Origin of the sequence: Daejeonella sp. (assembly GCF_044232565.1) — a bacterium.
Taxonomy (GTDB): domain Bacteria; phylum Bacteroidota; class Bacteroidia; order Sphingobacteriales; family Sphingobacteriaceae; genus Daejeonella.
Window position 1 is genome coordinate 1 of sequence record NZ_JBIILQ010000043.1, and the last position, 14,957, is coordinate 14,957.

11 protein-coding genes are annotated in these 14,957 nt (G+C 36.2%); 2 read left to right on the top strand and 9 right to left on the bottom strand.

Going from position 1 to position 14,957, the window contains the following annotated elements:
- From ACILQF_RS04145 to ACILQF_RS04160, 4 genes are all read right to left on the bottom strand, one after another.
- On the bottom strand, positions 1-1,437 hold a 1,437-nt coding region (locus ACILQF_RS04145; protein WP_395626147.1), incomplete at its 3' end, for a DEAD/DEAH box helicase.
- 2 nt (positions 1,438-1,439) lie between these two features.
- A complete protein-coding gene (locus tag ACILQF_RS04150; protein WP_395626148.1) occupies positions 1,440-4,127 on the bottom strand; it encodes a class I SAM-dependent DNA methyltransferase in 2,688 nt (895 codons plus the stop codon).
- Between the two features lie 497 nt (positions 4,128-4,624).
- Complete coding sequence (locus ACILQF_RS04155; RefSeq protein ID WP_395626149.1) at positions 4,625-6,610, bottom strand: WD40/YVTN/BNR-like repeat-containing protein; 1,986 nt, start codon at positions 6,608-6,610, stop codon at positions 4,625-4,627.
- 424 nt (positions 6,611-7,034) lie between these two features.
- Positions 7,035-7,388: a hypothetical protein gene (locus ACILQF_RS04160; RefSeq protein ID WP_395626150.1), complete on the bottom strand. Its 354-nt coding sequence runs from the start codon at positions 7,386-7,388 to the stop codon at positions 7,035-7,037.
- Between the two features lie 159 nt (positions 7,389-7,547).
- On the opposite strand from ACILQF_RS04160, the gene ACILQF_RS04165 reads away from it, so the two are divergent.
- Positions 7,548-7,892, top strand: coding sequence for a single-stranded DNA-binding protein (locus tag ACILQF_RS04165; RefSeq protein ID WP_395626151.1), 345 nt, complete (start codon positions 7,548-7,550; stop codon positions 7,890-7,892).
- A 546-nt stretch (positions 7,893-8,438) separates the two neighbouring features.
- Here the strand turns inward: ACILQF_RS04165 and ACILQF_RS04170 are convergent.
- From ACILQF_RS04170 to ACILQF_RS04190, 5 genes are all read right to left on the bottom strand, one after another.
- Positions 8,439-8,798: a response regulator gene (locus ACILQF_RS04170; RefSeq protein WP_395626152.1), complete on the bottom strand. Its 360-nt coding sequence runs from the start codon at positions 8,796-8,798 to the stop codon at positions 8,439-8,441.
- A complete protein-coding gene (locus ACILQF_RS04175) occupies positions 8,791-10,785 on the bottom strand; it encodes a PAS domain-containing protein (RefSeq protein WP_395626153.1) in 1,995 nt (664 codons plus the stop codon). Before ACILQF_RS04175 ends, ACILQF_RS04170 begins: the two co-directional genes overlap by 8 nt.
- A gap of 145 nt (positions 10,786-10,930) precedes the next feature.
- Positions 10,931-11,422: a hypothetical protein gene (locus tag ACILQF_RS04180; protein WP_395626154.1), complete on the bottom strand. Its 492-nt coding sequence runs from the start codon at positions 11,420-11,422 to the stop codon at positions 10,931-10,933.
- 2 nt (positions 11,423-11,424) lie between these two features.
- Complete coding sequence (locus ACILQF_RS04185) at positions 11,425-12,129, bottom strand: SDR family NAD(P)-dependent oxidoreductase (RefSeq protein ID WP_395626155.1); 705 nt, start codon at positions 12,127-12,129, stop codon at positions 11,425-11,427.
- 12 nt (positions 12,130-12,141) lie between these two features.
- Positions 12,142-13,908: an aromatic amino acid hydroxylase gene (locus ACILQF_RS04190; protein ID WP_395626156.1), complete on the bottom strand. Its 1,767-nt coding sequence runs from the start codon at positions 13,906-13,908 to the stop codon at positions 12,142-12,144.
- 118 nt (positions 13,909-14,026) lie between these two features.
- Here ACILQF_RS04190 and ACILQF_RS04195 point away from each other — a divergent pair.
- A partial coding sequence (locus ACILQF_RS04195; RefSeq protein WP_395626157.1) for a GDP-mannose 4,6-dehydratase occupies positions 14,027-14,957 on the top strand: 931 nt, incomplete at its 3' end.

Here is a 14,957-nt window from a genome sequence, read left to right on the forward strand (position 1 = left end):
TTTCAATACTGTATCATCCTGTAAAATTGTTGCTTTCAAATCGTTTAAGTCCGATTCAATAATGTCTTTTACTCGTTTTGAACTTGGTAATTTAAAACCTCTGATTTTTACTTCTCCTGCACCTGCTTTGTCGTCATCCGAAAGTTTTGTTTTGAATTTAAAATTTGGTGCAAGCACTTGTTCCATCAATAGCGAAGCGGTAATTGCTTTCAACATATTGTTTACTGAAAGTTTCACCAAATCGTCTGATGCATCGGGCTGAGCAATTAAGTTGGTAAACTGTGCATGGATTTTATTGTTGCTGTCACGGGTGCAACGACCAATAATTTGAATTACTTCAGTCAATGAGCCTCTGTAACCTACCGTTAAAGCATGTTCGCAAAAAGGCCAATCAAAACCTTCTTTCGCCATTCCTAAAGCAATTATCAAATCCATGTCATCCACGGTTTTGATATTTCGCAAATAGGTAATTACTTTTTCACGGTCTTTCGGATTGTCGTTTACCAAGTCGGCAACCTTAATTATTTTTTTGTCGCTGTGGCGTTTTAAATGAATTATTCCTGTGTCGCTATCTACTTTTTTCACTTCGCCAATAGCATCCAAAATCGTGTCCACTTCATTGTGTTTGTCTTTCGTGGATTCGCCTGAATTTACATTCGGAATGTGAAGTATCGTTTTTTTCTTGGTGTCTAAAATATCAAGTATGGCAGAAGTGTATTTGCCTTGATAAAAATGGTAGCCAATGCCTAATGATTTTAAATAATTGTAGCCGTTTAGTTGTTCGTAATAGTTGTATGTTACTTTCGTAAACTTGGCTTCATCTGATGGCAACAAAACTGGAACGCTGTCGCCTCTGAAATACGAACCTGTCATGGCTACAATATGAGCAGTTGACTTAGCCATAATGCTACGAAGCAATTCACCCAAACGGCTGTCGTTGTCTGCCGAAACGTGGTGAAATTCATCTATGGCCAAGAGCACATTGTTAAATTTACTTTCGTCCAATTCTTCAAAAGCAAAGCGAAGTGTGGCATGGGTGCATATCAAAATTTCTTCTTTGTTGTCTATGAATTTTTTGAAAGCCTGAACTTTACTTTTGCTACCGTCCATGCCTGGAGTGCAAAGGTTGTAATCGTCATTGGGTTCCCAATTGGCGAAAAAATTGTTTTCCTTTTTTAAATCTGCTTTTGCAAACGAACCTGCAATTGACCTTTCAGGAACGGCAACAATTACTTTTTTTAAACCTTGTTTTCGGATTTTATCTAAAGCCAAAAACATCAATGCTCTTGATTTACCCGATGCTGGCGGTGCTTTAATCAATAAGTATTGACTTTTGCGTTCTTCGTAGGCTCGGGCTGCCATTGGTCGCATTCCGTTGGCAGTGTTTTTTACACTTTCGCCTGTTTGGTGATATTCTATTTTTACTATGTCAGGCATATTTATTTCTTTTTCTTTTTGGGTTTAGCTTCGCTTTCGAACAAAGTGCCTTTGCTTTTTTCTTCTTCTATCATTTGCTCGTATAGTTTGAATAAATACTCCAAGCGTTCTTCATCTGTTTCAAATGGTTTGGCTCGGTAGCAAAGTTCAACGGCAAGGTCCAGTTGATGGTGGGCTGCACGCAAACCATCAGGCATTTTTTCAGGGTCATAAAGTTGTGCTAAAGTTTTTTCTGAATGTCGTTCTCTTTCTTCCAATATTTTATAAACGTGTTTTTCTAATTCCTTCTTTTTTAGTTCTGTTATGTCAGGAAATGGAAATGTGTTGTAGCAAATTGATACAGAGTAGCTATAATCAAGTTTTAATTTACCTGCAACAGCTCTTACCCATGCCATATGCATCCCAGAAGTAAGTATTGAAAAAATATACAATTCAGAATCATAAATTGCCTGTGCACTTTGTTGAATCACTATATTTTTATCAATAAAACCAATCGGTATATACTCTCTTCTAATTGAAGAGGTTAGTGGTATTATAATTTGAGATTTTTTTGGTGTATGTCTATAGCGAAATTGGTGTGCTTTGTTGCCTAAAGTTTTCGCAACATCACCACCATTTAAACGAAATTCTTTGCAACCAATAATTCTCTTACGAAGTGGCAAAATTTTCATTGCAACATCTAAATCTTCATTTTCAATCCATAAGCACCACCTTGTTAATCCATTGATATATTCTTTCCCACCTGTGGTCTCACGTATAAATTTTGCAGCATTTGGGAACTCTTCTAAAATTTGCTCTTTTTCTGAATCGGATAGTAAAAGGTGACCTCCATCTAAAGCCATATTACCTGAAACCATTTTGGGAATAGAACTCAATGTAATTGCTCTTTTTTCCACAATATTGTTTACTTCATTTGATAAGTATGGACTTATATTTTGAACGACTTTCCTAATGCCATTTTCAAAAAGATATTTGGGTTTCAAATTTTTCTTTCGAACACCAATTATTGAACAAATAACTGCTGCCTTTTTTTTTGCATTATTTGTCCAAGGAAAATCTTTGTGTGCAAAATATATTTCATTTTCATTTCCATTTAAAACATTAGGCCATAACAGCGATATATGACTACCTTGAGATACGGAATTTGTTGTCACAAATGCAAAACGTGTATTTAAATCCAAATAACTTGCTCCTTTTACAAACCAACAACTAATATAATCCAACGTCTTATAGTTTGTTTTGAATTCAGAAAATATTAGTTTCAAGTCATCTTTTTGATTTAATGATTGTTTTTTTTGACCTAAATATGGCGGATTGCCCAATACATAAACTTCATCACCTTTCTTTTTCGGGCAAACTGTTTCCCAATCCAAACGTGTTGCATTTCCATGAACTATATTTCCTGTTTCGGTAAGTGGCAAAGCAGGCTTGGTGCGTCCAAACTCCTTAAAGAAAACTTGGTTCATTTGGTGTTCTGCCAACCACAAAGAAAGTATGGCAACCTCATGAGCAAAGTCGTCTAACTCTATTCCGTAAAAATTACCCAAACTAATATTGCTAAAAGCCAAACTGCCCATTGCTTTGAAAATTTTCATTTCCAACTTCCGCAATTCTTTGTAAGCAATAATTAAAAAATTGCCACTGCCGCAGGCAGGGTCAAATATTTTAATGTTCCAAATGCGGTGCAGTAATGCGTTTAGTTTTTTGTTGTTGCCTTTTGCTGCTTCAAATTCTTCGTATAGTTCGTTCAAAAAAAGTGGCTCAATCACTTTCATAATGTTGGGCACACTGGTATAGTGCATTCCCAAACCGCCACGGTGTTCAGGCGTTATCACCGCCTGAATCATTGAACCAAAAATATCGGGATTGATGGCACTCCAATCCAATTCGCCACTATCAATTACTGACTGTCTGCTTTTACGAGTAAATTTTGGTGCAGTGTGTTTGTTTCTAAAAAGTCCCCCGTTTACATACGGAAAAGCAGTTAAGTATTGAGGTAAATTTTTTCGTTTGCTTTGTTCGGTATTCATTACCTCAAACAACTTGTCGAGATAAGTATTTAGGTCGCTTCCGTCTTGTTGGGTGTGGCTTCCAACGCCCAATGTAAATTGTCCTTTATCTAAAATGCCTGTGTCTTCTGCAAAAAAGCAAAATAACAAACGAGAAAGAAACACATTCAGATTATGAACTTCGGCTTGTGTTTTTATTGGGTTGTCCTTCTTGATGTCGTCATAGAGTTTTGCCATTTTCTCGGCAGCTCTAACGTCAGCAGGATTTTCGTTTTGGTGTTGTGCTTTCTCCATGCCCGCCCAAGGCAAAAAGAAATCAAAGTGTTTCGCAATGTCAGTGATAGCAATGTCTAACGTGTCTTGCGTTTTGGTGTCAACAGCCAAAAGGTTTTTGTAATCAGTCACTACCACAAAACGAGGGTCGTGTTTTACAGCTTTGTTGTCTGCGGTTAGGTCTGCAATGAGTTCATGCAAGTCAACACCTTTAACGGCTTTAAAAAATAATTTCTTTTTCCAAGCGATTTCTCCGTCCACTTTAGAAAGGTTCAGTCCACCATCTTTGATGCGTTTTATAGTTGCTTTCGGTTGTCCGTAAGCCAACAACAAATCATAAATGAAACTCTCTTTTTTGAAAGTCTTTACGAGTTGTTGTAAGTTGTTTTCTATCTGGGCTATATTCATTATTTATTTAAGTCTTTTCGCTAAACAATATAGCTCGTAAAGTTAATATTTAAGTAACCGAATGTTGTCGGTGCGTTGGCAAAATTGGCTCTTTTGCAAGCTTGGGTTTGTGTGTCAGCTTGTGCTGCTTGCAAATGTGCCAATGTGTGGCTGGCTAAAATTGAATTAAAAAAAATGTGCGGTGGGGAAAATAAAAAATACAGAAGGGTCTGCAATGAGTGTCGGCTCAGTTGCTGTCCAATTGAAATATGGTCTGTATGTTGGTCACCTGTCAAAATGGTTTGTCTTTGTTAATTCGTTTAATTTTTAGTCGTCTGTTTATAGTTGCAATGTCGTCTTTTAGGCTTGCTTATAACGGTCTCGGGCTTGGCGAAGGTGGCGATTTTCACCACAAATGTTGATGCGGAGAACCAAACTTTGATTAACCACAAATGTGTCTGCGGAGAACTGAACCGCCACTTTTGCCAAACCCGTGTTACCTGCAGTAATTTTCTGTATCATTCTTTCTTGTTATATAAGTAGTCAGCAATTTGCATTATCAAAATTTTGTTGTCAAATACTTCTTTGTCCATGAAGTTGTCAGGGATGCAAGAGTTGATGAACCTTGAAAACTCAATGTTGTAGCAATTAAAGTTTAGTCCGTTGTATTCAAATTTCCAAGGTAGATTCCAAGGTAAAGTGCTTACATAATAGTTCCGTGAAATATTTAATGTGTCGTTGTTTTCATTTACAATTTGAATGGTAAACCAGTTGCTTGTTGTGCTCCAAACTCTTTCTTGTTGATTCAAAATTTCTGTGATAACTGAGCCATTCAAGGTGTCAAGCATTAGAGGGACTGAATAATAAAATGTTTTATTGATTTTTTTCTTTCCATTCAAATCATCATAATCTTTACTTTTAAGTTGTTTGTCTACTAGTGCTAAATAATTCTTCTTGTCTTTTTCTGAAATTTTAAAATCTTTTAATGAGGGAATACCAGATGGAGTGGAATTGATAGTTGCCAAAGCGTTTGTTAAATCATTTCCGTTTACTTTGTTTTTAAATATTGAAGGTTCTTTGTCTTGATAATGATTAACTGAAAATTTTGTTGTAGCAAAAGTGGAATCATTTACTCTTTCGTAATTTACTTCATTGTTTACGCTATGAAAACAACCTTGGCTGCCCGAGTTGATTGAAAGTATTTTGACTGGCGAAGACAGAAATGTTTTTAATGGAGTTTCAGGAAAATATTTTTGCGGAGTGTGATCTTCGAGTGAATAGAGGTAGTTATCCTTTATACCGTCCCAGAGAATAGCAACGCTATCGTTTAGCAACGTAAAATCAGAAACACCAAAGTCAAGTGCATTTTCTCTATACCAATCTTTGCTCCTATCTGAAAGATAAATTTGATTTCCATTTGCACCCCAAGTCAAATTTGCTCCATGCTTTACTATTTGTGGTTCTGAAATAGGTTTGTCTGTTGTGTATGGTATTGCATGTGTCAGTCTACTTTGATTCACTTTGTAAACATCGTAGCCATTTGATACAACGAAAAGAGAGTGATTAACTATTTTCATATCAATTGGAAAGCCTGAGAGTTGTTTGTCAGCCAGTAATTGATATTCAGTTGGTGAAGTGAAGATTGCTATTTTTAAACTGTCGGTAACGGTAAACAAAATTTTTGAAACATTGTCCAACTCAAAATCAAAAACTTTTATTGGAAATGCTTTCCAGTCAATCTTATCTGCCTCTGTGTAATAGATATGTCCGTTTTGGTTTACTACTATAAAATTGTTCCAAAGAAGAACCTTTTCAATTCTGTCATCGGAGTATCCACTTTCATTTGTGTATTTTTTTTGGTCATAAGGCGTAGCGATTTTTTTGTTTGACTTCCAATTGTCAGTTGTAATATAAATGTCGTTATGTACCGCTCCTGAAATACCATTGGTTGAATTAGTCATAAAGATGCTGTGCATTCGTAAGGAAGAATTGTAAGGTGAGTTTAGTTTCTCCCAATGCTGTCCGAAGTCCTTTGAAAAATAAATATCTCCCGAAGAGCCGCCCATCCAAGCATTTCCATTTTTCTCAACAAAGGTGTTGTAAATCCAAGAGTCGCCACCGAAGTCAAAAAGTTTCCAAGTTTTACCAGCGTCCTTTGTCAAATAGTAGCCATTCTTTTTGTATTCCTTTTTGTTGGCTGAAATGTAACCTGTCATTATGGCGGTGTCTTTGTTGAAAAAAGATATTCTTTCAAGATGTGGATTATTTGTGCTATAATCATCGGTCTCTTTTTCAAATAGTGGTTTGCCATAGTGCCAATTTGAGTCAATATTGTCCGTATAATAAGTGTTGCCTATTGCAGTTACTAACCAAATTTTCTCGTCAGGAGAAACAGAGATTTCATTCACTCGTCCTTGAATGTCAAGTTCTGCTCTTCTGTCTTTGGTTTGTCCGAAAACAGTCGTTGCTAAAAACAGTGTCAGTATGGTTGTGTAGTGTCTCATATTATTGCAGGTAACTTCTTTATATACGAAACAAAATTTCGCTTAAGCACCCAATTTTGGCTGTATTAACGAAACTTTTTTTCGTTTTAATTATAGCCGAATATATTACTTTTATTCTAATAAATTATCAAAGGGGAATTTAATTTATTGTTAACTTTTTGTACTCATATGAGTATATATTTCGGTTCTTTTGCTGCTATTGTAGTCCAATAGATCCTGAATGTTTCTTGAGTCGGTTTTATCAAAAATCGCTTTCTATTTTCTTCATTATCTGGCAGGTGCCAAACATTTTTCTGCCAGCTCCACTGTGCGTTTTCGATTTTTTTTATTCGGCATATTAAATCAGCATTTTTTTCAAAATAAACTGCAATTCTATTCGCGTAGTTATGCCTGATTAACTTGGCTATCCATTTTATTTGTTTACTTATTTTTCCTTCCTTTTTACGAGCAGTACTTCCTCATTACTTAGGGGTAAAAAACCATAGTCATAGCAGAAAAAATAGGTATTCCCATTTTGTGCTTGATGCAAGTGCGTATGATAATCGGGGTTAAAGCCATTGCGCAGGAGTACATCTTTTTTTATGCGGATTTTATCGCCGGTACAGATTTTGGAGAGTACGCTATGGTTTTTTCGTAAAATGCTATTTACTGGTCGTATGCAGCATTGCTGTCCGGCTTTCATGCGGTTATTAAAATTGCTACGGCATTGATCATCACAAAACTTTTTGTCGCTACGGCCCCTCAAAGTCTCATTACAGTCTAGGCATAATTTTTCCATTTTATTGTGTTTTAATTCACTGAATGTACAATAAGTCACGCAAATCGGTTATATACGTATGTATCCGTTTAGTGTGCGGTTAATTTTCAGCAATCTCTTCACCTTCGAATTGTCAATGCCAGGTGGTATGATTTTTTGTTTAATTAAAAACGTAAGAAGATGAGTAATCTTAGAAACAGTGTGCGCTTAATGGGATTTTTAGGAAATGATCCGGAAGTAAAAACCATTAGTGAAAAAAAGAAGGTGGCCAATTTTTCAATTGCCACAAATGATTCGTATCGGAATGATAAAGGGGAGAAAGTAGAGGAAACTCAGTGGCATAACCTCGTGTTGTGGGATCGTTTGGCAAGCCTAGCAGAATCCTATCTGCATAAGGGTTCCGAAATTACGGTAGAGGGTAAGTTAACGAGCCGTTCTTATACCGATAAAGAAGGGGTGAAGCGTTATGTCACTGAAATTGTGGTGTCTGAATTACAGATGCAAAGTAAGAAATCTCAAAGCTAGGTAATACCCGTTTGAGGAAGCGGCTAAAGCTGTTTTGAATAGCTTTGATCTTGATTTTCTAGGATCAAGTTCATGAGTGGATTTCTTAATCTTGCGGAATCGCATGTACTGCATGCTAGTGTATGCATGTTGGTTCTGCAAGATATTTTGATTCTATTTCTAGATTTTTACCCCTTGTTTTTTAGGTATTTGGGCTTAGGTTTTGGCTTTTCTTTAGCTGTAGTTGACATCTGAAAAGCGTGAAGGCTAGGAAGAGAAAAGCTTGATTTTTTTTTAATAAAAACCTTATTTTTTTTGATTTACTGAATTTGTTTTAAAGTTTTTAGCTTTTTGAATTTTGTATTCCGAAACTGTTTTTTTGTAGGCATCAGTCAGTTATCATGCTTGATTGATTTTGGGGCTTTATCCGTTGTTAGGCATAATGGATAAGGGTTTTGCATAGCAGTGTTTTTTATTTTTGGCTAGAAAACCTAATTTCCAGTCAAATAAAATACAATTTTTCTCTATGCTGCTTAGGCTTTGTTAATGCATCGTGAGACTAAATTCTTAACAAATTCTTCTAATCTCCTTAATCAAATCAGATGCCTTAAATGGTTTAGTAATATATCCCTTAGCACCTGCAGCTAATCCATTATTTTGGTCCTCCTCTGAAACTAAAGCAGACAAGAATAAGAATGGGGTATTTTTAAACTGAGCTTGCTGATGTACTTTTTCAATAAGTTCTATTCCGGTGATGCCAGGCATCAGAATATCACATATAATTAAATCAGGATTGATTTTTGGGGCTAGTTCTAAAGCTTCTTCGCCAGACGCGGCAATGAATACATCGAAATTATTTAATGATAGAATCTCCTCTAAGGTTTCTCTTAGTGCCAATTCATCTTCAACCAATAGTATTTTAATCATTTGGGTAGGGGAGTTTTAGTGTAACCAATGTTCCTTGACCAAGCTCACTGTCGATCTCAATATTCCCTTTATGGAGCTCCATAAACTGCCTAGCAACCACTAGGCCTAATCCTGACCCTTGAATGGTAGAAGTATTAGAAGCACGGAAAAAAGAGTTAAATAGCTTGGGTAATTCATCTTTAGGAACTCCAATTCCGAAGTCCCGAATTTCTATTTTAGCCCAATCTTTCTCATGAATAATGCTCAATTCTGGATTATGAGCACCTTTGGAATATTTGAAAGCATTGGACAGAATATTTGTTAAAACGTAAGTAAAGAAAAGCTCATCAAGGATAAATTCTTTAGTGCCTATGTCACCTTTTACAATTACTTTTCTGCCATCGTTCTGCCTTGAGAAGTAATTAGTGATTACCGAAAGTACCAAGTCTGATAAAATGATGCTTTTTGAGTTCAGTACCAGCTCATGTATGTTATAGCGACCAAATAATAAGATATTGTTCATTAGTTTTGTCAGACGATTGACTTCACCTCTGATTCTCTGCGACAATGTATTGTATTTATCTGCAATTTTTATCTCAAATTCTTGGTTGTAGTTCTCCAGAAGCTCCAAGTTAGAATAGATTACCGTTAATGGCGTTCTAAACTGATGTGAAGCCATGGCCACAAAATTTGTTTTTAGTTCCATAAGCTCTTTTTCACGGTATTCGGCTTCTTTATAATCATTAATGTCAATGATACTTCCGGTAATGGCAAAATTGTCAGAGTTTTCTATTGTTGTATTTCTAGCAATAACTTGAATCCATTTAATATTTCCATCTTTTTTTCTCAAACGTACATCAAAAATGGAAGCCTCACCCTTTAATTCATTAATTTTATTTAGGCTATTATTGGCATACTCCACGTCATCTGAGAAGATATAATCGATGAAAGAGTGCTTGAGGGATTCAGGTTTATCATAGCCTGAAATATTTTTCCAGAAATTATTTAAAAATGTAAATTCTTTTTTTTCATTGAGCCTGAAAACGGTTTCAGCAAGGTTATTAATCAGATTATCATATTCATTGCGTTGATTTTCAAGAGCTTCTTGTTGTTCTTTTAATTTACTGATATCTAAATGAGAACCAACCATATAAATAGCTTTGCCATCTTCACTTCTTTGGGCAACACCAGTATCTCTTATCCAAATATAATGACCTTTTTTATGTTGAATTCGGTATTCGGAGTTATAAAAATCAATTTTCCCGTCTAAGTATTCTTTTATTTCTCTCTTAACTCGCTCACCATCATCAGGATGTAATCTAGATTCCCAAACTTCAATGCTATGTTCGAATTCAAATTGTTGGTATCCTAACATCGACATGTAAAGCTTGGAGGATTCAATTTTATTAGTAGCGATATCGTAATTCCATTGCCCTTGCTGCGAACCTAAAATGGTGAGGTCGAAATGTTCTTTGGTTTTTTTGAATTTTTCTTCTGCTTGCTCACGCTGTAATCGAATTCCAATGTTATGTGCAACAGAAAATAAGGCTTCTACTTCTTCTTGAAGCCATTCACGCTCATTTTTACAGTCATCATAGCCCATCCATCCCCAAAATTCTCTTTCGCAAAAAATAGGAGTGAACAAAAATGATTTGATGTCTTGAGAATGCATGATGTCTCTGAAAAATTCATTTTCTATATTCTTGACTATTCCATAAAGCGGTTGGCCAGAAACTAAAATATCGAATAATCCCGGAAAATTGTCATAACTCAATCCACTTAAATCAGGATTCCCATATTGTACATCAACGTTTTTATTGCACCATTCATGAGTATAATAAAGTTTTAAAACGCCATCAATATCTACACAATTGGTGAAAATATAACATCGATCAACATTTGTTGAACTTCCAAGAACTTCAATTGCTTTTTGTAGCGATTCTTTGATGGCTATATTTTGTAGTAGAGCACTGTTGGCGCCGGATATGCCTTGAAGGAGGTTTAACATTGACTAGATTTTAAATGCAAAATAGCCAAAAAAGGTTTGATAAACTAAATATCTTAATATTAAATAAATTGAAATTGGATATTAAAATTATATCTTATTTAGTATATTATTTATTAAAATATTAAATTTATTTCTTTAAAATTTATTAGTTGAAGTTCTTAAAGCTCTCTCTTGTGTATAATCCTGGTCGCGCATGATCTCCTTCTTGAAAAGTAAAATCTACTTCCTCAATACCCTTAAATTCGGTAAGAGAAAAGGTAACTTCAGCTAAATAGGCGTTGGCGCCTTCTGTTCCCGATTCGCTTGTTAGGTAGCGAGCATCTTCAATTTTTACAAAAGCACGCTTTCCTTCTAGCTTCACCCATTCAAGTTTTATTTGTGGATATTTAAAATTGATTGCATCCACCATGTCTATTGGCTCCAGATTGATCATGTTAGCTTCTGGATTTTTTCTTATTTCCATTAGCTTAGTGCTATCGTTTAATTCTACATTCCAAGGCACAACCAGTGTTTTGCCTAAATCGGTGAGTGCAGCGGATTCCTTAGCCATCTCCTCCTCATCTATTTTGGAGGTATCACTGCTACAGGCAGATAATATAAAAATCCCTATGTAGAAGAAGAAGATTAATTTTTTCATTTTTACGGTGTTGTATGTGCTACAGGGATAATTTTTCCATTAAAAAATTTATGTCCATTTAAAGCAAAATCGGCTACATATTTACCCATTTCAAAGGCCAATACTGGCGATTGGTAATCGGGGAATGCTTTTTCAAGCATCTCTGTTTGTGCAGAGCCCAATGCTAAGCAGTTTACTGCGATTTGTTTTTCTGCAAATTCAATAGCCAAGCATTCGGTGAGGGTATGAAGGGCAGCTTTACTTGCCGAATAGGCTGCTAAGCCTGGGAATTTTATACTTCCTTGAAATCCACCCATGCTCCCAATATTTAAAATATGGCTTTTTGGAGGCATTAATGGCGTGATGTGTTGTATCATTTTGATATGCCCCAAGAGGTTATTTTGCAGCATTTCGGCAAAATCAAGCTGTGTGCTTTGCATAAATGATTTGTTAATCAATGAACCGGCATTATTTATAAGCACGTCTACGCTTCCTAAGCGTTCTTTAACATAGGGAACAAGCGAATTTTCATAATCATCGTGAGCGATATCAAATTTGGCAGTATAAAGCGTACAATCAGGGTTAATTGCAAGGGCAATTTCCTTTAGTTTACTCAGCTTTTCTTCAGATCTGGCAAGGGCTATGATTTGGTTGTTTTGATTGCTAATTAGTTCTATAACGGCTTCAAATCCTACGCCACTACTTGCTCCGGTAATAATGATATTCATATTATTTGTTTATTAATTTGACTTTGAGTCCTCCAGGAGGTAAAAGCCATTATAAATAAGTTTACTTAGCTCTGTTTGATTGGAGGCTTTCATCTCTAAATCAATACGTATTTCTTTGCTGCGTGTTGAATTTAGCTTTTTTGTCTCTAAAATCTCTAAAATTTCCATTCCACATAGCCAGTCTTCACGATAATTTTGTTTTAAATCTTCCCAAATATCGCTTAATTTCTCAAACCCACTTTGTGTTTCTCTGCATGCTCGTACTTGTTCAAACAGTTTATGGTAGTGTTTTGTTTTTGTGTCATACACTGATTTTTGCCTTGTAGAGCTAGCTTTTGGAGCAATTGCTTCAAAGGCATCCTTGTCGGCCGCCCCACAATAAACAGCAATCACTTTTTCTCCAACAGCCATGTCATATGAGCCCCACGATGGGTCGAAAAATACCTCACCTTGTTCACTTTTTACACTACAATCCTGAAAACTGATGAGAATTATTTTTGAATTTCGTTTTTCGATTGAGCTTACGGTGCCCTCTAATTTTAGGCCACTGCAAAAGTCTAAAAATGCTTTATTTCCAAGTACAATTCCTAAATCTTCCAGTTCTTGATCTTTAGCATCTTCCAGTGCCTTATTGAGATTTTTTAGTCGCCCAACCGGTGATGAAAAACCATGGCTATGCACAGTTTTTCCATGTTGTACAAGTTGTTTATTATTGTATGCTAAGGCGCTAGGGCTATTCGTTTTGAGGAAATGAAGTTCATCATTTTTCCCCATGGCCATATCACTAAAAATACCGCTAATCTGCAAACCTGAGCTATATACTGCGGTGCACACGTTCTTGCATTCAATAGCCTTAAGGATACTTTCCGATCCACCGCGTCTAAATGCCATTGTATTGGCAAAAGTTTCCAAAACGTCAATCAGATTTTGAAAATTTGGTGTCACAAATAGTTGGGGCTGTGTTTGTGTGATGTCGAATGGGAAATTTACGGCATCGGCGGTGTACCAATGCTTTATAACCTTGGGATCCATGCAGCTTTTGCTTTCACCAATTGATGATAATAAGCCGGCGCCATAAATTTTAGGTTCTTCTAAGGTGCCAATTAATCCATATTCTACGGTCCACCAATGCAAGCGACTCAAAAGAGCCATTTCTGAAGGTTCGCCCATGTTTTTTTGGCAAAATTTTATTCTCTTTTCTGCTTTCTTCAATGCGGCAGGATCAGGATCATGCATTTCTTTTAGGATAGAAAGCTCACGTATAGCTTCATAAAGCTCAAAATCTTTGGAAGAATACATGGCTTTTGCACCAATAGATCCAAAATAGCTTAAGTATTGATGGTAGTCTTGATCTGCAATAATGGGTGCATGCCCTGCCGATTCATGGATAATATCAGGGGCAGGTGTATATTCAATATGGTGTATTTGTCGAATATCAGCCGCAATTACAAGTACACGATAGGATTGATATTCCATAAATGCAGCTGGTGGAATAAATCCATCAACGGTTACTGCGCCCCATCCAATCTTTTGGAGTGCATCATTCATCACCTGGAGATCAGGAATTTTTTCAATGTCCAATCCCGCAGCTGCTAGTCCCGGAATGTAGGGATAATAGGCTATATCTTTTAAATAATGATGATTTTGACGCATAACATAACGCCAAACAGCATGGTCAAGTGCCGTATATTCTTCATAATGTTGCTCAACAATAAATTGCTTTAAGTGCTCAGGTAGCTTTTGTACCTGAGGATTATTGAAATCATTAAATGCGATCATTATAATTGGTTTTGCAAGAATTGCTGATATAAAGTTAAGGTTTTTTTTTGCTGCCAGATTTTTTGTTGGTCTATTTTTTGTCAAAAGGGATTGCTAATTTTGTATTTTTGCGCCAGATATGAATAGAATGAAGCGTATTCTAGTTACCGGTGCTGCAGGATTTATTGGAAGTAACCTGGCTCAGAGGTTATTAAATAAGGGGAATATTCAGGTTATAGGTCTCGATAATTTCGATGATTTTTATAGTCGTGAGCAGAAGGAAAGGAATATGTCTGCTTTTATTTCTAATGAAAATTTCAGCTTTTTTGAGGGTGATATCCGGAATATGGATGATCTTTTAGCTCTTCCTGAAATGGATGTAATTGTTCACTTGGCTGCAAGGGCTGGGGTAAGACCAAGTATTTTAAATCCTGTACTTTACCAGGATGTGAATGTTGGCGGCACTCAAAACTTGTTGGAATTTGCACGTCAGAAAGATATCAAACAATTTGTTTTTGCATCTTCTAGCAGTGTTTATGGAATAAATGAGCAGGTGCCGTGGACAGAAGAGGAAAAGCTTTTGCCAATTAGCCCATACGCTTCCACCAAGCTTTCTTGCGAGATGTTGGGCCATGTTTATAGCCATTTATATGGAATTCGCTTTTTGGCTCTCCGTTTTTTTACGGTTTATGGTCCGGCACAGCGCCCAGATTTAGCCATACATAAATTTTTTAATTTCATTTTAAAGGGGAAGGCAATTCCTGTTTTTGGGGATGGATCAACCAGTAGGGATTATACTTTTGTGGAAGATACTATTCAGGGAATTGAGGCTGCGATTGATTACCAGGATACTGATTTTGAGATTATTAATCTTGGGAATCACCAAACGGTTACGCTATCGCACTTAATTGAATCTATTGAAGGTATTTGCGGTAAAAAGGCGATTATTGATCGGCAGCCAGAGCAGCCTGGAGATGTGCCTCAAACTTATGCAAACATCAGTAGGGCGCAGAAATTATTAAATTATCATCCTAATACTAGTCTTGAAGTAGGGCTACGTTCATTTTATG